We start from the raw sequence: 22,806 nt of genomic DNA on the forward strand, positions 1-22,806 counted from the left end.
GCGGGATCAGTCCCGGGAACCCAGCATCTGCAGGCGCTCGGCCAGCGCCCGCCGCCCCTGCAGCCCGCCGGTGTGCACGAAAACCAGCCGGCTGCCGTGGGGAATCCCGCCCCGCTCGACCTCCTCGCGCAGTGCCAGCAGGGCCTTGCCGGTATAGACGGGGTCTAGGGGAATGCCCCCCTCCCGCTCGCTGTCGAGGATGAAGCGCGCCAGCTCCGCGTCGAGCCGGGCGAACCCAGCACGACTGGCGTCCAGTAGACGATAACCGGTATCGGCCACGCCAGCCGCGGCGAGAATCGCTCGGACCTGCGGCGCCACGCCGTGACTCGCCGGCACCGCCAAGGCGCCATGGACCGGATGTGCCCCGGCTTCGGCAAGGACCAGGCCGGCCAGCGTGGTTCCGCTACCGGCAGCCAGCCACCAGCCGTGATAATCGGACCAGCCGAGTGCCTCCAACCGGGACAACAGCATTTCCCGCAGAACCCTGCAACCCTGCGCACCGATCAGGCTGCCACCACCTTCCGCTACCGGATGCAGATGGGGATAGCAGTCGCGCCAAGCATTCCAGAAACCCTCCCGATGGCGTGCCCGATAACCGCTGTAGCCCAGCCAGTGCAGGCGCATGCCAAAGGTCTGCAGATCACTCACGGTCGGCGTTTCGCAGGGCTCGCCGCGCAGCAGACCCACCGTGGGGAAGGCGAAACGCTGCCCTGCCGCAGCCAGCGCGTGCAGGTGATTGGAATGAGGGCCGCCCAGGCTGATCAACCCCCTTGCCCCCTGGCGTGTGGCAGCCGCCAGATGGGGCACCAGCTTGTACCATTTATTGCCGGAGATCAGCGGGTCGATCAGGTCGAGCCGCAGCACGCCGACCTGGACGCCGGCAGCAGCCAGCCAGTCGAGCGCAAGGGGCTGAAGTGGAGCCTGCGGCGACCAGCAGATGTCCAGCACCGGGACTCAGCTGGCGTTGCGCAGGCGGCTACCCGATTTGTGCCGCGAACAGCAGTTGGATTCACCCGCGACGAAACGCAGGGGACTGTCGACTCGGTCGATCGGCAGTGCGCAACGCCTGCCGCCGGACAACCCGGCCACGCAGGCCGGCTGCTGGAAATGGTCCAGCCACTGGCGGTACTGCTCTTCGCTGACCGAGCACTTGGCCGCGACGTAGGTCATGGGGTTCTCCTGGTAGCGTGCGATGTCCTGCAGCGGAATTGTCAGGTGACCCGCACCGGGATGGTAGACCACGAAGGTCAGGCCCAGGCTGGCCAGCTTCTCGAGTGCCTGCTCGACACCCTGGGCCGCCAGCTGCTCATGCCTGAGCCTGAGAGTTTCCTCCTGCCCCTGCATCTCCCACTCTTTGTGGGCAGCCAGCTCGGCTCCGAGTTCACCCACTCGGCCCTGCAGCGCCTGCTGGATGCGAAGCTGCTCGTCCGCCTGTGCGTCATGCTCGCGCAAGGGACTCGGACTGGGCTTGCCGTTGCGTCTCGAGGCTGGCATTCAGCTCCTGTTGTCGATGCAGCTGTTCGCGCAACTGCTGCACCTCGGCCTGCTGGGCCTTGGCCTGGCGCTCAGCGGCCTGCTTCAGCCCTCCCAGCGCCTCCTCGTGGTAGCGGTTCAGATCACGGATATACAGGCGTTGTCGTTTGATCAGGCAGGCAGTCTTCTGGCGCTGCCCGTCACTCCGGTCCTTGCCGGGCAGGACACCGGCGATTGGAAGCGGCCCCTGGTTCCTGGCCGGTTGCAAGCGCGACGAAGCCCCACCAGCCGTCGATACTCCTTCCTCTTCGCCGAGCAAACCGAGGTGGTTGCGCTTGGCCGCATCACGCAACGACAGCAGATCTTGCGGTTCGGGATCCCACAGATGCATCCGATGCCAGGGCACCGGGCACTGACTGTGGCAGACCAGGCGGATCGGTCCGGCACCGAGATCCATACCCGGGCCAGCGCGCTCCGACAGTTGCCGCAAGGGGATATTCCAACCGGAATCGGCTGCACCATCTTCGTCGAAATCCAGATGAAAGAAGACGGCAGCTCGCACCTCGAGTCCGGGAGAAATAAGCAGGTAGGCAAGACGCACCTGTTGATCGGCCAGATCTGGCAGACCAACGACTCCATCGAGTACGGCTTCGAACTCCGGCAAGAGCATTTCCCGACATACGCCATGTTCATTGAAGAACATCACGGCCTCAACCATTTTCAGTTTTTTCTGCACGGTCTTGGTCCCTTATCGTGTTATTTCTGACGCATGGTTTCAGACCGCAGCGCCGGCTGTTCCGCAAGGCAAACCAAGTCTAGGTAAAAAAAGCCAAGCGGCAGCGTGAAGCAATCGGCAGTCACTCGGACCGGCGTCCACGCCCGACGGCCATAGGGCGAAACTGTGAAACACTCAATGATAGCCTTTTGATACACAATTACTCTCATCCGTTCCGCAAGAGCCATCGGCGGCTTGGCATTCTTGACATCCCACCCTACCCTGAGGGAATTTTCCCGCCGCCATCCAGCTCATGCGCAAACTCCAGTCCATTCTGGCCTTGCTGATCCTCGCCGCCCTCCTCGGCATCTATGCGAACTGGAGCGCACCACGCTCGGCCGGACATTACCTCACCGACCTGCGCAGTGCGCTCATTTACGAAGAGGGAACGGTGGACTCCAAGGCCAATCTGCTGGCCATCCGTCCCGAGCTGTTTCCCAGCGACTATCGGAGCCCGGAGCATCTGCGTCTAAAACTCGCCGCCATTCTGGACAGGGCGCGTGGCAGTGGCTTGCTCAACGAGCACAGCGTGGTCGCTCTGCCCGACCAGATCGGGACCTGGCTGCTGCTCGGCGACGAAAGGGTCGAACTCTACAGCGCCCGGAGCCTTCCCGAAGCCCAGGCATGGCTGGCCCTAGACAATCCACACCGACTGGCCTGGGCCTGGCTGCAGAGCGAAGGTTTTCCCGGAATGGGGGAAACCCTGCTGCGCATGAAGGCGGAAGGGATGGCCCGCGACTACCAGCAGCTTTTCGGCTCCCTGGCCCGGGAGTATCGCATCACCCTGCTGGCGGGCTCCCTGCTACTGCCCGAGCCTCGCCTGGAGAACGGCAAACTGCGCACAGGCAAGGGTCCGCTCTATAACCTTGCCCCGGCTTTCGGCCCGGACGGCAATCTGCTCGGTCCGCCCCATGCGCAACCTTGCCTGGCAAAGGCTACCGGGCAGGTCACGGTACAAGAGGTTCACACGGAGAAGATGAAGGTACTGGTCAGCCGCAAGGGATGCCAGTCACCCAGCCTGGTGAGGACAGCCGGTACGAAAACCAGCATTGCGCTGTTCCTGCGGGGCCGCCTGTGGCCATTCGAAGACCTGGCGGGCTGCTGCGGATGGTCAGCTCCTGCACAGGAAAGGAAAGCGCCTGGCAGCCATCTGCTGAATATCCGGGTCATTCCGCAACTCTCGACAAGCCTTCCGGCGGAGAGCCGGTGACTGCAGACACACGGCCGAGTACTCACATTTCGGTGGCGTCTTCCGCCGGTTCCGGGGGATCCGCGGGATCCCGTTCGGCAGCGTGGAATTCGAGCAGTTCTTCTTGATAGTCATCCATAGGGATCGCTCCTGATCGGCTGGTTATTTGGAAAGGCAACAGACAAAGTCCATGCCAAAAAAGCCTAGACGAATCAGATGACCATTAAATTAAAAAGCGAGTTCAATAAAAAAGCCTTCAGATATTATTATCTGAAGGCTTTTTTATATGGCGCAGCGGACGGGACTCGAACCCGCGACCCCCGGCGTGACAGGCCGGTATTCTAACCGACTGAACTACCGCTGCATGTCGGTTGGACTTTCGTCCATCTCTCGCAAGCTATGGTGGCTGATGACGGGATCGAACCGCCGACCCCCTGCGTGTGATGCAGGTGCTCTCCCAGCTGAGCTAATCAGCCGTCGCCTTGCGAGGTGGCGCGCAATTTACTCATGAATCAGAGCCAAGTCAACAGCCAGCCTGATTTTTTACCAAGGAACAACCAATAATTGCCGGGGACATGACAAGGCCGCGCCTCCCCATGTTCAATCCCGCGAAAGAAAAAAGACGCACAATGGCGCGAAACTCTCCACAAGAGCACCAAAATAGTGCGCACATCCCAAAAACCAGGAGAGGAAGCCTGAATGCGCGGAAATCAGTCCAGGTAGATCATCTTGCGCGTCATGCCACCGTCAACGATGAATTCCTGGCCAGTGACAAAGCCGGCCCGATCAGACAGCAGCCAGGCGACCAGGGCGGCGACATCCTCGACCGTCCCCACGCGGCCGGCAGGATGCTGGGCGTGGCTCTGTGCGGACAGCGGCGCCTGATGACGCTCGCTGGGGCTGCGCGCATCGATCCAGCCGGGGCTGACAGCATTCACCCGTACATCGGGCCCGAGGCTGATCGCCAAGGCATGAGTGAGCCCCAGCAGGCCGCCCTTGCTGGCCGCGTAGGCCTCTGAGTTCGGCTCGGACTGGTGCGCGCGGGTCGAGGCAATATTGACCATGGCGCCACGATGCGCCTGCAGATAGGCCGCACAGTGCTTGGCCAGCAGCAGCGGACCAGTCAGGTTCACCCCCAGCACATGGTTCCAGTGGTTGAGCTTCAGCTCTGCCAGCGGAGGATTGCCGGGATCGGCGACGGCGGCGTTGCAGACCAGGCCGTCGAGACGGCCGAACTGGCCGAGCACCTCGGCCATCCCCAGTGCCACCTGGCTTTCCTGGGCGACGTCCATACCGACGAACCAGGCACTACTGCCCAGCGCCCTGGCCACCTTGGAGCCGCGCTTGCGGTCGATGTCGGCGAGCACCACCTGCCAGCCCTCGGCGATCAGCCAAGCAGAGATGCCCAGCCCGATGCCGCGCACCGCCCCGCTGACCAGAGCGACCTTGCCGTTACTCTGCGGCCTGCCAGTCTCCAGGCTCAGGTCGATCACAGCACGGCCAATCCGCGGGCGAGGTCGGCCTTGATATCCTCGATCTCCTCCAACCCGACCGCTACGCGAATCATGCTGTCGCTGATCCCGGCTGCGGCCCGCGCTTCCGGGGTCAGACGGCCGTGGGATGTGGTAGCCGGATGGGCGATGGTGGTCTTGGTGTCACCCAGATTGGTAGTAATGGAGATCATTCGGGTATTGTCGATGACCCGCCAGGCAGCCGCCTTGTCACCCTTGACCTCGAAGCTGACCACCGCGCCGAAACCGCCCTGCTGGCGCTTGGCCAATTCATGCTGCGGATGGCTGGACAGGCCGGCGTAGTAGACCCTGGCCACTTGCGGCTGCCGTTCCAGCCACTCGGCCAGAGCCTGAGCACCGGCACAGTGTGCCTGCATGCGCACCCTGAGGGTTTCCAGCCCCTTGAGGAACAGCCAGGCGTTGAAGGGACTGAGGGTCGGGCCTGCGGTGCGCAGGAAGCCGACCACCTCCTGCATCAGCTTGGCGCTGCCGGCCACCACGCCGCCGAGGCAACGACCCTGGCCGTCGATGTACTTGGTCGCCGAGTGGATGACGATATCGGCGCCCAGCGCCAGCGGCTTCTGCAGCACCGGGGTGCAGAAGCAGTTGTCCACCACCAGCAGTGCGCCACGGGCGTGGGCGATGTCGGCCAGGGCGGCAATGTCCACCAGCTCGGCCAGCGGGTTGGACGGCGACTCGACGATGAACAGCTTGGTGTTCGGCCTGCAAGCCGCCGCCCAAGCATCCAGGTCGGCCAGCGGCGGATAGTCCACCTCGATGCCGAAGCGCTTGAAGTATTTGTCGAACAGGCTGATGGTGGAGCCGAACACGCTGCGCGACACCAGCACATGGTCGCCGGCGCTGCACAGGCTCATCACCATGGCCAGGATGGCACCCATGCCGGACGCGGCGGCAACCGCCTGCTCGGCACCCTCCAGGGCAGCGATCCGCTCCTCGAAGGTGCGCACGGTGGGGTTGGTATAGCGGGAATAGACGTTGCCGGGCTGCTCGCCGGCAAAGCGGGCAGCCGCTTCGGCGGCGCTGCGGAACACGTAGCTGGAGGTCAGGAACAGGGCCTCGCCGTGCTCTCCCTCGGGAGTGCGTTGCTGGCCGGCACGCACCGCCAGGGTGGCGAAACCGGCACCCTCCAAGTCGCTGTCCAGTCGTCCGGCATCCCACTCGATCGTCATAATCCTTCCCCTCGCATGAGAGCGGCAGTCGCCACTCGGAGCTTCAAGCTTTCTCACTTGCCGCTCAATTGTTGTACAGGTCGATAATCGCACTGACCGCATTGTTGCGGGCCTTGCTGGCATCGTTGCGGGCCCTCTCGATCCGCTCCAGGTAGGCCTCGTCGATGTCCCCGGTGACATACTTGCCATCGAAGACGGCACAGTCGAAGTTGTCGATCTTCACCTTACCGCCGCCGACCGCATCGATCAGGTCGGACAGATCCTGGTAGACTAGCCAGTCGGCACCGATCAGCTCGGCCACCTCTTCGGTGCTGCGACCATGGGCGATCAATTCATGGGCAGTGGGCATGTCAATGCCGTACACGTTGGGATAGCGCACCGCCGGCGCCGCCGAGCAGAAGTAGACCTTCTTGGCGCCGGCCTCCCGGGCCATTTGGATGATCTGCTTGCAGGTGGTGCCGCGCACGATGGAGTCGTCCACCAGCATGACGTTTTTGCCGCGGAACTCAAGGTCGATGGCGTTGAGCTTCTGGCGCACGGACTTCTTGCGCGCCGCCTGCCCCGGCATGATGAAAGTGCGGCCGATATAGCGGTTCTTGACGAAGCCCTCGCGGAACTTCACGCCCAAGTGGTTGGCCAGCTCCAGCGCTGCGGTGCGGCTGGTGTCGGGGATTGGAATGATCACATCGATGTCATGCTCGGGGCGTTCGCGGAGGATCTTCTCGGCCAACTTCTCGCCCATGCGCAACCGCGCCTTGTAGATCGAGACGCCGTCCATGAAGGAGTCGGAACGCGCCAGGTAGACGTGCTCGAAGATGCACGGCGAGTACTTCGGATTTTCCGCGCACTGGCGGGTGAACAGCTTGCCGTGCTCGGTGATATAAACCGCCTCACCTGGCGCCAAGTCGCGGATCAGACTGAAACCGAGCACGTCGAGAGCAACGCTTTCCGAGGCGATCATGTACTCCACGCCCTCGTCAGTCTGGCGCTGACCGAAGACGATCGGGCGGATCGCATTGGGATCGCGGAAGCCGACGATGCCATAGCCGGTGATCATCGCCACCACGGCGTAGCCACCACGGCAGCGACGATGCACGCCGGAAACCGCGGCGAACACGTCCTCCTCGGTCGGCTGCAGCTTGCCGCGCACCGCCAGCTCGTGGGCGAAGACATTGAGCAGCACCTCCGAGTCGGAGCTGGTATTGACATGACGCAGGTCGGACTCGTAGATCTCCTGGGACAGCTGGTCGACGTTGGTCAGGTTGCCGTTGTGCGCCAGGGTGATCCCATAGGGGGAGTTGACGTAGAACGGCTGGGCCTCGGCCGAACTGGAACTTCCGGCCGTCGGGTAGCGCACGTGACCGATGCCCATGTGGCCGACCAGGCGCTGCATATGCCGCTGCTGAAACACGTCGCGAACCAGGCCATTGTCCTTACGCAGGAACAACCGGCCCTCATGGCAGGTGACGATACCGGCAGCATCTTGGCCGCGATGCTGAAGGACGGTAAGCGCGTCATACAGCGCTTGATTGACGTTGGACTTACCGACAATACCGACAATGCCACACATGTGACGCAACCCCTGCTAGTAGTTCAGGCTAATTCCGGGCACCCGCCCGAGGCCGGCCCCATCTGTCTTTCGGAAACTCAGCGTGGCACGCTTATCCCACTGGCAAGCCCCTGGCTGGAAAATCCGAGGATGAGACTCTTCGACCAGTCGGCAACCATCAGGAAATGGGGCAGCAGAATCGATTGTTGCCACCAGGCATCCTGCTGCACCGGCGCCAGACTGAGCAGGCCGACCAATAGCACCACCAGCAGCCCCCCCCGGGCAGCGCCGAAGACCATGCCGAGCACACGGTCCGTACCGGAGAGGCCGGTGACGCGCACCAGCTCGCCGATGAGGAAGTTGAGCAGCGCGCCGATCAGCAGGGTCGCCACGAAAAGAATCGCGCAAGCGGCGATGACCTGCAGCGAGGGCGTGGCAATGTAGCCGACCAGATGCTGCGAGAGCGCTCCGCCGAACATCCAGGCGATGACGCCGGCGATGATCCAGGTGACCAGCGACAAGGCTTCCTTGACGAAGCCACGTGTCAAGCTGATCAAGCTGGAAACGGCGGCGATCGCGATGATCGCCCAATCGATCCAGGTGAATACCATGGTTCAACCCATGAATGAAAAGGCGCTGCATTCTAGCAGAGCCCCTCTGATTGGAGTAATAACCCAGGTCCATTGGCCGGTCCTAGAGTACACCCACTCTGGGTTCAAAGCCCCCCAGGCCCGGCTGGCAAAGCCGTCCGCTCAGCCGCGCTCGGGCTGAAAGCGCACGACGAAACCGCTGAGACTGTGCTGTCGCTTGAGCTGATCGCGCAGGCGGTTGGCCTCGCTCCGGTCGATCAGCGGTCCGACGTAGACCCGGTTCATCCCGTCCACATGGCGGATGTAGGCATTGTAGCCCTGGCTGCGCAGGGTCTTCTGCAAGGCCAGGGCGTTGGCACGATTGGACAGGCTGGCCAACTGGACCGACCAACTGACCGGCAGGCTGTTGGCATCCAGACGGCTTGGCTCGGCGACCTTAGCCTTCGCCGGCGGCGGAGTGGGATTGGCAGCTTGAGTCTTGGCCGCCGCACTGGCGGAAGCTGCCGGAGACGCCTGAGTGCTCGGCACGGCGGCAGCCGGCGTGCCGGCGATCGCTGTGGAGGGTTGTGGCTCCTCAGGCAGAATCATCGGCTCCGGAACCGCGATCGGATCCAGCTCGACACGCGGCGCAGGCGGGGCCTTCGGCATGGGCGGTGCCTCGACCACCACCTGCCGAACCTCGTCCTTGCGAGTAAACAGCATGGGCAGGAAGATCACCGCCAGTGCCAACAACACCAAGGCGCCGACCATCCGCTGCTTGAGCCTCTTATTCAGCCAGGCCATCTCGTTTCTCCTCCTGCCGATTCAACCACTCCAGCGTCTCGGCCACACAATAAAAAGAGCCGAACACTAGGATTTCATCACACTCGGCGGCCCGCCGGCATTGTGCCTGCAGCGCCTCGGCGACGTCGGCACAGGCCACAACCAGCGCCCTGCGCCTCTGCAGGACAGCAACGAGCTCCTGGGCGGAGCGGCTTCGCGGACTTGACAACGGCGCCACCGCCCAATGCCGGACATGGGACAGCAAGGGCTCCAGCACGCCGGGCAGATCCTTGTCGGCGAGCAGGCCGAAAACCGCCAAGCGTTGCCCTTCGGGCGGCCGCGCAGCAAGGCGCTCGGCCAGATAGGCCGCAGCATGGGGGTTGTGTCCGACGTCCAGCAGGAAGGACAGCCGCTTGTCCTGCCAGCGAATGTGGCGCCGCTCGAGACGCCCGCTCAGGCGCGTGGCGCTCAGCGCCGTCACGATGCACTCGGCCTGCCAGGGCAGGTCAAGCAAGGCATAGGCCTGCAGCGCCAGAGCCGCGTTCTCCACCGGCAGCTCGAGCTGCGGCATCGCCTGCAGCTCGAGCCTGTCGCCTGCGGCATTGCAGCCGTGCCAGTCCCAGGCACTGCCCCTGAGAGTCAGCTCATAATCGTGACCGCGCCTGTAGAGAGGTGCGCCCAGCAATACCGCCTGCTCCAACAGAGGCACCGGCGGATCCGGCTCGCCACAAACGGCAGGCCGGCCAACGCGGAAGATGCCGGCCTTCTCGAAGGCCACCGAGTCGCGGGTATCGCCCAGCCAGTCGGCATGATCCAGGGCGATGCTGGTGACCACCGCCACGTCGGCATCGACCAGATTGACTGCATCGAGACGCCCACCCAGGCCCACTTCCAGCACGACGGCATCCAACCCGGCGCGCTCGAAAAGCCAGAAAGCCGCGAGGGTACCCATCTCGAAATAAGTCAGGGAAATCTCGCCACGTGCGGCTTCCACCGCGGCAAAGGCCTGGCACAACTCGGCATCGTCGGCCTCGCGGCCGTCGATCCGCACCCGCTCGTTGTAGCGTAACAGGTGGGGGGAGCTGTAAAAGCCGACCTTCAGTCCCTGCGCACCTATCAGCGCGGCGAGGAAGGCACAGGTGGAGCCCTTGCCGTTGGTCCCGGTGACCGTCACCACCCGCAGCGCCGGCCGTCCCAGACCCAGTCGGCGCGCCACCTCGCGCGAGCGCTCCAGGCCCATGTCGATGGCCGTAGGGTGCAGTCGCTCGAGATAGGCGAGCCAGTCGGCAAGGCTGCGTTCGCTCATGCCGTGGCTGCATCCATGGCCAGGTCGGTAGCAGTGTCCCTGGCTGTCTCAGTGGTTGCAGCCGTGGAAATGGGCTGGTGCGTCAGCTGAGCCAGCAGACGGGCCAGACGCGAACGCAACTCCTGACGGGGAATGATCAGGTCGATGGCGCCGTGCTCCAACAGGAACTCGCTGCGCTGGAAGCCCTCGGGCAGCTTCTCGCGCACGGTCTGCTCGATCACCCGCGGACCGGCGAAGCCGATCAGCGCCTGAGGCTCGGCGACGATGACATCACCGAGCATGGCCAGGCTGGCGGAAACGCCACCGTAGACGGGGTCGGTCAGCACCGAGATGAACGGAATGCCCTCCTCGCGCAGACGCGCCAGGACCGCCGAGGTCTTGGCCATCTGCATCAGCGAGATCAGCGCCTCCTGCATGCGCGCTCCGCCGGATGCGGCGAAACAGATGAAAGGACAACGCTGCTCGAGGGCCACGTTGGCAGCCTGCACGAAGCGCTCGCCGACAATGGCCCCCATGGAGCCGCCCATGAAGGAAAACTCGAAGGCACAGGCGACTACCGGCATGCCCTGCAGGGTGCCACTCATGGAAATCAGCGCATCCTTTTCGTTGGTCTGCTTCTGCGCTGCGGAAAGGCGATCCTTGTACTTCTTGCTGTCGCGAAACTTCAGCCGGTCCACTGGCTCCAGCTCCGCACCAATCTCCTCACGTCCCTCGACGTCGAGGAAAATGTTCAGCCGGGTGCGCGCACCGATGCGCATGTGGTGATCACACTTGGGACAGACCTCCAGGGTCTTTTCCAGCTCAGGCTTGTACAGCACCGCGTCACAGGACGGACACTTGTGCCAGAGGCCTTCCGGTACTGAGCTTTTCTTCACCTCGGAACGCATGATCGAAGGGATCAGCTTGTCTACCAACCAGTTGCTCATGCTTGATGTTCTCCACAGCTTTGGGGACCCGACGCATGACGTCCCATGGCCCCATGCCTGTTTTTGAGCAAATTCACGAATGTACCCGCAGGTCGGCGGGATCTGTACCCTGGCAATCATTCCGCCGGGCCGAAACCCACTGCCGTGCCAGCCTGCGGCTACCTGAGCGACAGGCGCCAGATGGCGCCGTCATGAACAGCAGAGCCGATACGCGACGGAAGGCGGTCTCGTGGCATCGGCGGCTCGCTAATGGACGGCGGTGGATCGCCTGCCGTCACATGGCAGTCCAACCGCCTTCTCCCCCCGGAAGCGGAAAGCGCAGTCTTGCCGAAACGTTCAGACATGGCGCACCTCGCGGATGAAGGCGCGGATCTTCCCGGCATCCTTCACTCCCTTGCCCGCTTCGACACCGCCACTGACATCCACCGCATAGGGCGCGACCTGGGCGATTGCAGTGCGCACGTTTTGCACGGTAAGCCCGCCGGCCAGGATCACCGGCTTGGGCAAGGCCCGCGGTACCAGTGACCAGTCGAAGGCCTCGCCGGTTCCTCCCGGCACACCAGGAAGGTAGGTGTCCAGCAGAATTCCGCTGGCATTGTGGTATTCGAGGCAACGAGCAGCTATATCTTCGCCAGGACGGACCCTCAGTGCCTTGATGTAGGGCCGGCGATGGCCATCGCAATCGGCTGGCGTTTCGTCCCCGTGGAATTGCAGGAGATCTAGCGGCAGCGCAGCGCAAATCTCACCGATTTCACAGCGGCTGGCGTTGACAAAGAGCCCGACTATGGTCACGAACGGCGGCAAAGCAGCGATGATCGCCTGCGCCTGCGGCACCGTCACCGCACGCGGGCTCTTCGAATAGAAGACCAGACCAATAGCGTCGGCACCTGCCTCGGCGGCCACGAGGGCGTCTTCGATTCGGGTAATCCCACAGATTTTGCTGCGAACGGCTGCCAATTTGTTTACACCCTCGGTAAGGCTCCGAATGGTAACAAATGGCTCACCTACTGCAAGCATGATCGGCCGCCCAGCTGCCGATCATGCTTGTCGACAGTCAGGCAGGCCCGACAGGAAATGCGGCCCCAGGTAACGCTGCGGCAACTCGAACTCTTCCGGATAGTCGACTTGCACCAGATACAGGCCGTAGGGATGTGCCGTCACCCCACCCTTGCGACGCTGGCGACCGTCCAGCACTTCCCTCGCCCACTCGACGGGCCGCTCGCCCGCACCTATGGCCATCAGCACCCCGGCGATATTTCGCACCATGTGATGCAGGAAGGCATTGGCATGGATGTCCAGCACGATCAAACGACCATGCTGGATCAGTTGTAGATGATGAACCGTCTTGATCGGCGACTTGGCCTGGCACTGGCGGGCGCGGAAAGCACTGAAATTATGGCAGCCGACCAGCGCCTGGGCGGCCAGGCGCATGCGCTCGATGTCCAGCGGCCGATGATTCCAGGTGACCTCCTCAGCCATGTGCGCTGGACGGATCGGGTCATTGTAGATGACATAGCGATAACGCCGGGCCATCGCACTAAAACGTGCATGGAAATGCGCCGGCATTTCCCTGGCCCAAGTGACGCTGATATCCGGCGGCAGGTTCATGTTGGCCCCCATGGTCCAGGCGTGCATGCTACGTTCGATCGGGGTGTCGAAATGCACGACCTGTCCGCTGGCATGCACCAGGGCATCGGTACGCCCGGCGCACATCACGTTCAGCGGAACGCCGCCGGCGACCTTGGACAAGGCCGACTCGAGAGCTGCCTGTATTGAAGGCACCCTGGGATTCTGGCGCTGAAAACCATGATAGCGGGCGCCCCGGTACTCGAGCCCCAGGACAACCCTGCAAAAGCCAGCGGCAGCCACTTCGGCTGCCGCGCTCGGTACAATTTCAGACATAGATCAGGTTAGACGTGCGGACATTTCACGCGCTTCCTGTCGCTGGGTTTCGTTTCCTTCATTTAATACTTCATCCAGGATATCCTGGGCTCCTTCATTGTCGCCCATGTCGATATAGGCGCGGGCCAGATCCAGCTTGGTAGCGATCTCGTCTGCATCAGCCAGGAAATCGAAATCCTCACCCTCCACCAGCTCACCCAGCGAATGCGCTACCGGCTGCACCTCCCCAGCCCCCTCTCCCAGACCTGCAGCCAGTTGCTCGAGCTCGACATCCAGCTCGTCCAGTTGGGTCATGAAGCTCGATGCTGCTTCGCCCTCCAGCGCGTCAGCCAGTGGCAGCTCGAGCTTCGGCACAGCCCGATCCGCATCGCTGGAGAAATCGATATCCGCAGCCAGATCAAAGCTGTCGAACAGCCCCTCCTCGAGAAGCACATTATCCGAGGGAGTCATTTTGGCCTGTGTAACGGCGGATGCGTCGAAAGCGTCCAGGTCAAGGCTGAGGAAATCCTTGCTCCCGACAGAAGCCGGCTCGACCGGCAGCTCCAGATCCAGGGCGAGGCCCTTCAGATCACTCTCCAGATCGAGACTGGCAGTCTCCTCGGGCAACTCCAGGTCGAAGGAGAAATCCTCGGCCAAAGGCTCCGCCGAGGACACGGCTGGCGGCAGCGCTCCATCCAGCGTCAAGTCATCCAGAACCAAGGAAGCATCACCCTGGCCGGAGCCCCGGAGATCCCTCTCCAGCTCGGCTTCCAGATCGTCCAGACTCAGATCGATATCGGCCGCAAAGACAGGTGGGCTCGGCTCAAGCTCTTGCGTCACCGTGGAGAGGTTTTCCTCTTCCTCGAGAACGTCCAACCCGGCGGCCAGGGCAGCGGTCGCGAAACCCGCCATCGCCGGGTACTTCATTTTTAGGTGATCGACCTGAGTCTGCACGCCAGCGGCTTCGCGCAGCACCCTCTCTTGGCGGGCGAAACCCTCGCGGTCGCCAAGTTCCGCTTGGACCTCCATCAGCTTTAGGCGAAGGTCGCTGCGCTTGGGCTCGGCACTGCAGGCAGCCTGCAATACTTCGGCAGCCTCGTTGAAACGGCCGTAGGCAATATGCTCCTCGGCCTCATCCAGCACATCCTGCACCTGTCCGGCCCTAGGCACCTCGTTCAGCAGGCTGGGCTCGATGGCCGCCCGCGCCAAGCCGGTATCCAGCCAGGCATCGGCTATCACTGCCTCGTCTTCGTCAGCCTCAAGATCGGCCTTCTTCGCGGCCCGGCGACGGGCCGCCAGCAAGCCGAGCAGCAGCGCTGCCGCGGCGCCACCACCCAGCGAAGGAAACAACAGCGGACTGTCCAGGATCGAATCGATCAGTCCAACCGGCTGCTCCGGGGCGACGGCAGGACGCACAGGCTGCGGCGCTGCCGGTGCGGCGACCGACTCGGCTGCCGGCGGCGCGGGAGCCTCCATGACAGCAGCAGGCAGGACGGGAACCGCCGGGACGGTTTCGAGCGCGGCGGTCGGCGCTGCAGGCGGGACGCCTGACGGAGTAGCCGAGACGACTGCCTCCACACCTGAGGTCGCAGCTGCCACCGGCGCGGAAACGGGGGCGGCAGGTCCGGCCACCGGCTGGGTGGCTGCCGCAGGCTCCGACGCCACTACAGCAGCAGGCTCGGCAGCCTCCTCGGCGGCCTGGCCCGGCTGCGTCAGATTCGCCTGCAGCTTGGCCAACTGCTCGTCCTTCAGCGTGATCAGGCGCTGCAGCTTGTCCAGCTGGCTCTGCAAATCGTCCATACGGCTCTTCAGCTCAGTGTTTTCACGCTGGGCCGCATCGAGATTTTCCTTGGCCAGCGCCAACTTGTCGGCAGAGCCTTTGCCCTCCGCCCCTTTTTCGCTGCCGGCGACAGCCTTGCCGCTGTCGGCTGCGACCAGGCGCAGGCTGTCGCCAGTCTCTACACGTGCTGGTGCGGCACCAGCCTCGGTGCGACGGGTCGCATCCAGCTGGCGGGCCGAGGCGACGGCCGGCCGGGCACGTCGTTCGCGCCAGGCGGAGTTCTGCGCGACAACCTCGGCCAGCGCCTGGCTTTTCGAACGACGGCGGATCTGCTGCTCGTCGGGCAGTCGCAGCACCTGGCCACTTACCAGACGGTTGATATTGCCATCGAGGAAAGCCTGCGGATTCAGATCCTGAATCGCCAGCATGGTCTGATTGATAGTGCCCGAGGTGCGCATACGCTCGGCAATTTTCCACAGCGTATCGTTGGTTCTGGTCTTGTACTCCTTGGCGGCGGGCATGCTGGAAGTCGCCGGGCGAGGCGACACAGCTGGAGGCACCGCGGCGGCAGCCGGGGCACGAGAGACGGCACCGGCCTTCTGCTCGGTCAGCGGCTTTTGCGCGGCAGACATGGCTGTCTGCGACGAATACAGCGGCGGATCGAGCAATAGGGTGTATTCGCGCAATAGTCGACCACCGGGCCAGAGAACCTCCACCAGGAAGTTCAGATAAGGCTCGCGCACCGGCTTAGTGGAGGTCACACGAATGACACTCTTGCCATTGGGTTTGATTATCGGGGTGAACTTTAGATCGCTCAGAAAATATTGGCGGTCGACGCCCACCTTATTGAACTCTTCGGGAGAAGCCAGAGCCGAGACGACCTCTTCGGAACCAACATCACGCGCCTCCAGCAGTTCGATTTCGGCAACCAGCGGCTGATTCAGCGCAGAGCGCAGGGTCACCTCTCCAAGGCCCAATGCATGGGCTACGCTAGAAGACAGCGCCGAGGCCGCTGCGATTGCCAGTGCCAGTTTGCGAACCCGAACCATAACGCATCCCTTGAGTGATTTCCCGAGCAGAGAAAGGAGCCTGATACTTGATACCCGCGCACCCTGACTGTGTCCGACAGCGCGCCGGCCACGTCGCTTGTGCCACGCAGGGATAGGTCTTCGAATTCGGGCCAGTATCTTTTAGAGACCCTGTTTTATCAATAACTCGGCCAGTTGCACGGCATTAAGTGCTGAGCCTTTCCGTACGTTATCTGACGTAATCCACAAATTGAGTCCGCGCTCGTCATCCAGCCCGCTGCGCAGCCGGCCCACATAGACAACATCCTGACCGACCGCATCGCCGATCACTGTCGGACAATCGTCCGGCTCGATCAGTTCAACGCCCGGCGCCTGCTCCAGGGCAGCCTGCACGGCAGGCAGATCGATCGCCTGCAGCGCCTGCACGGCAAGACTCAGGCTCTCGCCAAAGAACACCGGTGCCATCACGCAGGTGGCAGCGACCTTCAGTTCGGGCGCCTCCAGCACCTGCCGGAGCTCTTCTGCCAGACGCCTTTCCAGCCCGGCATGCCCGGCCGAGTCGATCTCGCCGACTCGACCGAGGAGATTGAAGGCGATCTGCCGGTAGAACAGGCGCGGCTCGAGCGGGCGCCCATTGAGCAGCTCGGTGGTTTGCCTGGCCAGCTCCGTCACCCCTTTTCGGCCGAGGCTGGATACCGACAGACAGGCCGTCACGCTCAGGCGCTGCCACTGCATGAGCGGACGCAAGGGTGCCAGCGCCAGAGCCAGGGCGATTGCCTGGGACGCCGGGCTGGTCAGTTGGCAAGGTGCATCGAGCCCCTGCAGCACTTGGGGATTGACCTCCGCCACCACCCGCGGCGCCTGTTGCAGCGGCAAGCCGCCGCTCAAGTCGATCAGCGCGCAGCCGGCGGCCCGAACCAGCGGCGCGTACTGGCGGGTCACGGCTTCGCCGGCGGCGAAGAAGACCAGGCGCACCTGGGCGAAATCGAACGCCTCGGCGCTCCTGACCCGCAGGTTGCGGCCCTTGTAGGGCACCGACTTGCCTGCGGAGGCCGCACTGGCCAGTAAGTGCAACTGGCCAACGGGGAAGTCGCGCTCCTCGAGGATTTCGACAAGAGCTGCGCCGACGGTGCCAGTGGCGCCGACCACGGCAATATCGATGGCTGGATTCATAAGGATTCTCCTGGAACGGAAGCGCAGTCTACGGAGATGGACCGAGGGTTAGGAGCCGGCAGACAGCGACTCGCCACGAAGGACAACCGAAAGTCAGAATGAAAAGCGCCGCGACATTGCCGCGGCGCTTTTCGTCTGCCGTGAAGACCTGGAAGCCGTCAACGCTCCAACAGGATGCGCAGCATGCGCCGCAGCGGCTCGGCCGCCCCCCACAGCAGCTGGTCGCCGACGGTGAAGGCGCCGAGATACTGCGAGCCCATGTTGAGCTTGCGCAGACGTCCGATCGGAACCGTCAGGGTACCGGTGATGGTCGCCGGACTCAGCTCCTGCATGCTAGCGTCGCGATGGTTCGGCACCAGCTTCACCCAAGGGTTGTGCTGGCTGATCAGCCCTTCGATGTCGGCAATCGGCACGTCCTTGTTCAGCTTGATGGTCAGCGCCTGACTGTGGCAGCGCATGGCGCCGACACGTACGCAGATGCCGTCGACCGGAGTCGGGTTCTTGATGCGACCAAGGATCTTGTTGGTTTCGGCCTGCCCCTTCCACTCCTCGCGGCTCTGCCCGTTGGGCAGCTCCTTGTCGATGTAGGGGATCAGGCTGCCGGCCAGCGGCACACCGAAATGGTCTACCGGGAACTCGGCACTGCGCTGGGCTTCGGCAACCATGCGATCGATCTCGAGGATGGCGCTGGCCGGATCGGCCAGTTCGGTGGCTACCACCGCGTTGATCGCGCCCATCTGGCGGATCAGCTCGCGCATGTTTTGCGCACCGGCGCCGGAGGCGGCCTGGTAGGTCATGGCGCTCATCCATTCGACCAGACCGGCCTCGTAGAGGCCGCCCAGGGCCATCAGCATCAGGCTGACAGTGCAGTTGCCACCGATATAGTTCTTGATGCCGGCGTCCAGCGACTGGTCGATCACCCTGCGGTTGACCGGGTCCAGGACGATGATCGCATCGTCCGCCATGCGCAGGCTGGAGGCGGCGTCGATCCAGTAGCCCCGCCAGCCGGCCTCGCGCAGCTTGGGAAAGACTTCGCTGGTGTAGTCGCCGCCTTGGCAGGTGATGATCGCATCGAGGCTCTTCAGCTCGTCGATGCTGTAGGCATCCGTCAGCGGCGCGGTTTCCTTGCCGATGGCCGGCCCCTGGCCGCCCACGCTGGAAGTGGTGAAGAACACCGGCTCGAACAGGTCGAAGTCCCGCTCCTCCAGCATCCGCTGCATGAGCACGGAACCGACCATGCCGCGCCAACCGATCAGACCTACACGTTTCATTGCAACTGCACCTGTATAAAAAGTGGCCCGCATAAATGCGAGCCGAAAGCTTACAACTTGGCGAGCGCCGCGACTACCGCATCGCCCATCTCGGCCGTGCCGACCTTCCGGCAGCCTTCCGACCAGATATCGCCGGTACGCAGCTTCTGGTCCAGCACCTTGCTGACCGCCTGCTCGATGGCATTGGCCACCTCGGCCTGGCCGAAACTGTAACGCAGCATCATCGACACCGAGAGGATGGTCGCCAGCGGGTTGGCGATGCCCTTGCCGGCGATATCCGGCGCCGAACCGTGGCATGGCTCGTACATGCCCTTGTTGTTGGCATCCAGCGAGGCCGACGGCAGCATGCCGATGGAGCCGGTGAGCATGGAAGCTTCATCCGACAAGATGTCGCCGAACATGTTGTCGGTGACGATCACGTCGAACTGCTTGGGCGCACGGACCAGCTGCATAGCGGCGTTGTCGACGTACATGTGCGACAGCTCGACATCCGGGTAGTCCTTGGCCAATTCCTCGACCACGGCCCGCCACAGCTGGCTGGATGCCAGTACGTTAGCCTTATCCACCGAGCACAACTTCTTGCCACGTACGCGGGCCATGTCGAAGCCAACCTTGGCGATGCGGCGGATCTCGCTCTCGCTGTACGGCAGGGTGTCGAAGGCCATGCGCTCGCCGTTGTCCAGCACGCGGGTTTCGCGCGGCTGGCCGAAGTAGATGCCACCGGTCAGTTCGCGGACGATGAGGATGTCCAGACCAGCGACCACCTCGGGCTTGAGGGTGGAGGCCTCGGCCAGTTGCGGGTAGAGCAGTGCCGGACGCAGGTTGCCGAACAGGCCCAGGGCCGAGCGGATCTTCAGCAGGCCGCGCTCCGGGCGAAGAGCCGGCTCGATGGTATCCCACTTCGGCCCCCCCACGGCGCCGAGCAGGATGGCGTCGGCCTGACGCGCGCGCTCCAGGGTTTCGTCGGCTAGCGGCACGCCGTACTTGTCGACTGCGGCGCCGCCCAACTCGTCATAGCTCAGCTCGAAACCGAGCTGGTACTTTTCGTTGGCCAGCTTCAGGACCTTGACCGCCTCGGCCATGATTTCCGGACCGATGCCGTCGCCGGGGAGAACCAGAATCTGTTTGCTCATCGTTTTTCCTTAAGGGAAAAGCCTCACGCTGCAAGCCTCGAGCGAAAGCCACCCGCCCTGCAGCTCATGGTTATTTGATCGCGCCGAACAGCCAGGGGCTGGCCTGCCTGTGGTTTTCCTCGAACGCCTTGATCGCATCGGCATCCTGCAGGGTCAGGCCGATGTCGTCCAGACCGTTGAGCAGGCAGTGCTTGCGAAACGGATCGATATCGAAACCGAGCACCTTGCCGTCCGGACGGGTCACGGTCTGCGCGGCCAAGTCGACAGTCAGTTGGTAGCCTTCAGTCGCCTCGCACTGCTTGAACAGTTCGTCCACCTCTGCCTCCGGCAGGATGATCGGCAGCAGGCCGTTCTTGAAGCTGTTGTTGAAGAAGATGTCGGCGAAGCTCGGCGCGATGATGGTGCGGAAGCCGTACTCTTCCAGCGCCCAGGGCGCGTGCTCGCGGCTCGATCCGCAGCCGAAGTTCTCGCGGGCCAGCAGCACGCTGGCGCCCTGGTAGCGTGAGAGGTTCAGCACGAAGTCCTGGTTCAGCGGACGGTTCGAGCAGTCCTGGCCCGGCTGGCCGACGTCCAGGTAGCGCCACTCGTCGAACAGGTTGGGACCGAAGCCACTGCGCTTGATCGACTTGAGGAACTGTTTGGGAATGATCTGATCGGTATCGACGTTGGCGCGATCAAGGGGAGCGACCAGGCCGGTATGTTGGGAAAAGGTTTTCATCCGTTATCTCCTCAGGCCTGGATCAATTCACGCACATCGACGAAGTGACCGGCGACCGCGGCGGCGGCGGCCATGGCAGGACTGACCAGATGGGTACGCCCGCCGGCGCCCTGACGGCCCTCGAAGTTGCGATTGGAGGTAGAGGCGCAGTGCTCGCCGCTCTCCAGGCGGTCCGGGTTCATTGCCAGGCACATGGAACAGCCCGGCTCACGCCATTCGAAACCGGCCTCGATGAAGATCTTGTCCAGACCTTCCTTCTCCGCCTGCTCCTTGACCAGCCCGGAGCCCGGTACCACCAGCGCCTGCTTGACGCTCACGGCGACCTTGCGCCCCCTGGCCACCTCAGCTGCGGCACGCAGGTCCTCGATCCGCGAGTTGGTGCAGGAACCGATGAACACACGATCCACATAGATGCCGCTGATCGGCTGGTTGGCGGAGAGGCCCATATACTTCAGCGCACGGATGATGGAGTCGCGCTTGACCGGATCGGCTTCAAGAACCGGATCCGGCACGCGCTGGTCGACCGGCAGCACCATCTCCGGCGAGGTGCCCCAGGTGACCTGCGGCTTGATCTCTTCAGCCTTCAGTTCGACCACGGTGTCGAACCGGGCGTCGGCATCGGACACCAGCGCCTTCCATTGCATGACCGCCTTGTCCCAGTCGGCGTCCTGCGGCGCATAGGGACGGCCCTTGACATACTCGATCGTCTTGTCGTCCACCGCTACCATGCCGACCCGGGCGCCGGCCTCGATGGCCATGTTGCAGAGGGTCATGCGACCCTCCATGGAAAGTTCACGAATAGCGCTGCCGGCGAATTCCAGGGCATGGCCGGTGCCGCCGGCGGTGCCGATCCGGCCGATCACCGCCAGTACGATGTCCTTGGCGCTGACGCCAAAGGGCAGTTTGCCCTCCACTCGTACCTGCATGTTCTTCATCTTCTTGGCCACTAGACACTGGGTAGCTAGCACGTGCTCCACCTCGGAGGTGCCGATGCCGTGGGCCAGCGCGCCGAAGGCGCCGTGGGTGGATGTGTGCGAGTCGCCGCAGACCACGGTCATGCCCGGCAGGGTGGCGCCCTGCTCCGGGCCGATTACATGGACGATGCCTTGGCGCGGATCGTTCATCTTGAACTCGACGATGCCGAACTCATCACAATTCTCGTCCAGGGTCTGCACCTGGATGCGCGAGGTCTCGTCGGCGATGGAGGCGACGCCGGACTGGCGGTCCAGGGTAGTCGGCACGTTGTGGTCCGGGGTGGCAATGTTGGCGTCCACGCGCCATGGCTTGCGCCCGGCCAGGCGCAGCCCTTCGAAGGCCTGCGGCGAGGTCACTTCGTGGAGAATATGACGGTCGATGTAGATCAGCGACGAGCCATCGTCGCGCCGCTTCACCTCATGCATGTCCCAGAGCTTGTCATAGAGCGTTTTGCCGGCCATCGGACTTTCCTCATCAGTTTCCTGCAAGGGCGACCCCGCCCGTGCGCAAAAGAGGATGCTAGGGGCTTGCGAACAATTACTCAAATTCATATTTTTTATTCAAACCATTCTCCTGAGGAATCCCAAAAGGAGTACCGCTGGTTGTTGCCAGCCCCATTCCCACCTTGCCGCCTGCAACCCTGAATCCGGAGCCGGCCATGGACCTCGCTAACCTCAACGCCTTCATCGCAGTCGCCGAAAGCGGCAGCTTTTCCGAAGCTGGCGAGCGATTGCACCTGACCCAGCCAGCGGTGAGCAAGCGCATCGCCGCACTGGAACAGCAGCTCCAGGTGCGCCTGTTCGATCGCCTCGGTCGCGAGGTGAAGCTGACCGAAGCCGGCCGCGCGCTGCTACCGCGGGCCTACCGAATCCTCAGCGTGCTGGAGGACACCCGGCGGGCGCTGATCAATCTCAATGGTGACGTCAGCGGACGGCTAACCCTGGCGACCAGCCACCACATCGGCCTACACCGCCTGCCGCCGCTGCTGCGCGCCTTCACCCGCGCCCATCCGCAAGTGGCGCTGGACATCCGCTTTCTCGATTCGGAGGTAGCCTACGAAGAGATTCTTCACGGCCGTGCCGAGTTGGCGGTAATCACCCTGGCTCCGGAAACGGCAGAGCCGGTGCAGGCGGTGAAGGTCTGGGACGATCCGCTGGACTTCGTTGCCGCCCCAGAACACCCGCTGGCGCGCAGCGCACGGGTGAGCCTGGCCGACGTGGCCAGGCATCCGGCGGTGTTTCCCGGCGGCAACACCTTCACCCACCATATCGTCCGGCGCCTGTTCGAGCGCGAGGGGCTGACGCCCAGCATCGCCATGAGCACCAACTACTTGGAGACGATCAAGATGATGGTGTCCATCGGCATTGCCTGGAGTGTGCTGCCGCGCACCATGCTGGACGATCAGGTGAAATCCCTGACGCTGCCCGGCATCCGCCTGTCGCGCCAGCTCGGCTACATCCTGCACACCGAGCGGACCCTGTCCAACGCGGCGCAGGCCTTCATGGCACTGCTCGATGGCGCGCGCGAGACGCCCTCCCCCTGAACAACGAAAAGGGGCGCCAGTGGCGCCCCTTTC

18 protein-coding genes, 2 tRNA genes and 1 pseudogene are annotated in these 22,806 nt (G+C 63.4%); 2 read left to right on the plus strand and 19 right to left on the minus strand.

Annotation, left to right across the window (positions count from 1 at the left end; all coding sequences use genetic code 11):
• Positions 1 to 6: 6 nt before the first annotated feature.
• Together ACYVD0_RS20080 and ACYVD0_RS20085 are read right to left on the minus strand one after the other, a co-directional pair.
• The gene (locus tag ACYVD0_RS20080) at positions 7 to 948 is read right to left on the minus strand and encodes a 1-aminocyclopropane-1-carboxylate deaminase/D-cysteine desulfhydrase (RefSeq protein ID WP_460428440.1); all 942 of its coding nucleotides are present in this window, start codon (positions 946 to 948) and stop codon (positions 7 to 9) included.
• Between the two features lie 6 nt (positions 949 to 954).
• A pseudogene (locus ACYVD0_RS20085) lies at positions 955 to 2,191 on the minus strand (chromosome partitioning protein ParA).
• A gap of 310 nt (positions 2,192 to 2,501) precedes the next feature.
• Here ACYVD0_RS20085 and ACYVD0_RS20090 point away from each other — a divergent pair.
• Complete coding sequence (locus tag ACYVD0_RS20090; RefSeq protein WP_460428441.1) at positions 2,502 to 3,458, plus strand: hypothetical protein; 957 nt, start codon at positions 2,502 to 2,504, stop codon at positions 3,456 to 3,458.
• Between the two features lie 266 nt (positions 3,459 to 3,724).
• On the opposite strand, the gene ACYVD0_RS20095 is transcribed toward ACYVD0_RS20090, so the two are convergent.
• From ACYVD0_RS20095 to leuC, 17 genes are all read right to left on the minus strand, one after another.
• A tRNA-Asp gene (locus ACYVD0_RS20095) sits at positions 3,725 to 3,801 on the minus strand.
• 36 nt (positions 3,802 to 3,837) lie between these two features.
• Positions 3,838 to 3,913: transfer RNA gene (locus tag ACYVD0_RS20100), tRNA-Val, on the minus strand.
• A gap of 234 nt (positions 3,914 to 4,147) precedes the next feature.
• Positions 4,148 to 4,930, minus strand: coding sequence for an SDR family oxidoreductase (locus ACYVD0_RS20105; protein WP_460428442.1), 783 nt, complete (start codon positions 4,928 to 4,930; stop codon positions 4,148 to 4,150).
• Positions 4,927 to 6,138 carry an O-succinylhomoserine sulfhydrylase gene (locus ACYVD0_RS20110; protein WP_460428443.1) on the minus strand — a complete coding sequence of 404 codons (1,212 nt, stop codon included), beginning with the start codon at positions 6,136 to 6,138 and terminating at the stop codon, positions 4,927 to 4,929. Before ACYVD0_RS20110 ends, ACYVD0_RS20105 begins: the two co-directional genes overlap by 4 nt.
• A gap of 64 nt (positions 6,139 to 6,202) precedes the next feature.
• Complete coding sequence (gene purF, locus ACYVD0_RS20115; RefSeq protein WP_460428444.1) at positions 6,203 to 7,708, minus strand: amidophosphoribosyltransferase; 1,506 nt, start codon at positions 7,706 to 7,708, stop codon at positions 6,203 to 6,205.
• Between the two features lie 77 nt (positions 7,709 to 7,785).
• The gene (locus ACYVD0_RS20120; RefSeq protein WP_460428445.1) at positions 7,786 to 8,298 is read right to left on the minus strand and encodes a CvpA family protein; all 513 of its coding nucleotides are present in this window, start codon (positions 8,296 to 8,298) and stop codon (positions 7,786 to 7,788) included.
• A gap of 141 nt (positions 8,299 to 8,439) precedes the next feature.
• Positions 8,440 to 9,060, minus strand: a complete 621-nt coding sequence (locus ACYVD0_RS20125) for an SPOR domain-containing protein (protein WP_460428446.1) — start codon at positions 9,058 to 9,060, stop codon at positions 8,440 to 8,442.
• Entirely contained in the window at positions 9,044 to 10,345 is a 1,302-nt protein-coding gene (gene folC, locus ACYVD0_RS20130) for a bifunctional folylpolyglutamate synthase/dihydrofolate synthase (RefSeq protein WP_460428447.1), read from the minus strand. The genes ACYVD0_RS20125 and folC overlap by 17 nt, the downstream gene beginning before the upstream one ends.
• Positions 10,342 to 11,271 (minus strand): acetyl-CoA carboxylase carboxyltransferase subunit beta, encoded by a 930-nt coding sequence (accD, locus tag ACYVD0_RS20135; protein WP_460428448.1) that lies wholly within the window; start codon positions 11,269 to 11,271, stop codon positions 10,342 to 10,344. The genes folC and accD overlap by 4 nt, the downstream gene beginning before the upstream one ends.
• Before the next feature lie 336 nt (positions 11,272 to 11,607).
• The gene (locus ACYVD0_RS20140; RefSeq protein ID WP_460428545.1) at positions 11,608 to 12,228 is read right to left on the minus strand and encodes a phosphoribosylanthranilate isomerase; all 621 of its coding nucleotides are present in this window, start codon (positions 12,226 to 12,228) and stop codon (positions 11,608 to 11,610) included.
• 81 nt (positions 12,229 to 12,309) lie between these two features.
• Positions 12,310 to 13,173 (minus strand): tRNA pseudouridine(38-40) synthase TruA, encoded by an 864-nt coding sequence (gene truA, locus ACYVD0_RS20145; protein WP_460428449.1) that lies wholly within the window; start codon positions 13,171 to 13,173, stop codon positions 12,310 to 12,312.
• A 3-nt stretch (positions 13,174 to 13,176) separates the two neighbouring features.
• On the minus strand, positions 13,177 to 15,981 hold the full coding sequence (locus ACYVD0_RS20150; RefSeq protein WP_460428450.1) for a FimV/HubP family polar landmark protein: 2,805 nt from the start codon (positions 15,979 to 15,981) through the stop codon (positions 13,177 to 13,179).
• Between the two features lie 141 nt (positions 15,982 to 16,122).
• Positions 16,123 to 17,133: an aspartate-semialdehyde dehydrogenase gene (locus ACYVD0_RS20155; protein WP_460428451.1), complete on the minus strand. Its 1,011-nt coding sequence runs from the start codon at positions 17,131 to 17,133 to the stop codon at positions 16,123 to 16,125.
• Between the two features lie 158 nt (positions 17,134 to 17,291).
• Positions 17,292 to 18,404 carry an aspartate-semialdehyde dehydrogenase gene (gene asd, locus ACYVD0_RS20160; RefSeq protein ID WP_460428452.1) on the minus strand — a complete coding sequence of 371 codons (1,113 nt, stop codon included), beginning with the start codon at positions 18,402 to 18,404 and terminating at the stop codon, positions 17,292 to 17,294.
• Positions 18,405 to 18,454: 50 nt separating this feature from the next.
• A complete protein-coding gene (leuB, locus tag ACYVD0_RS20165; protein WP_460428453.1) occupies positions 18,455 to 19,537 on the minus strand; it encodes a 3-isopropylmalate dehydrogenase in 1,083 nt (360 codons plus the stop codon).
• A gap of 70 nt (positions 19,538 to 19,607) precedes the next feature.
• Positions 19,608 to 20,255 (minus strand): 3-isopropylmalate dehydratase small subunit, encoded by a 648-nt coding sequence (gene leuD, locus ACYVD0_RS20170; RefSeq protein WP_460428454.1) that lies wholly within the window; start codon positions 20,253 to 20,255, stop codon positions 19,608 to 19,610.
• An 11-nt stretch (positions 20,256 to 20,266) separates the two neighbouring features.
• A complete protein-coding gene (gene leuC / locus ACYVD0_RS20175) occupies positions 20,267 to 21,691 on the minus strand; it encodes a 3-isopropylmalate dehydratase large subunit (protein ID WP_460428455.1) in 1,425 nt (474 codons plus the stop codon).
• A gap of 197 nt (positions 21,692 to 21,888) precedes the next feature.
• Between leuC and ACYVD0_RS20180 the strand changes: the two genes are divergently transcribed.
• A complete protein-coding gene (locus ACYVD0_RS20180; RefSeq protein WP_460428456.1) occupies positions 21,889 to 22,773 on the plus strand; it encodes a LysR family transcriptional regulator in 885 nt (294 codons plus the stop codon).
• The last annotated feature ends 33 nt before the right edge of the window (positions 22,774 to 22,806 follow it).

The organism is Azotobacter armeniacus (assembly GCF_054779355.1).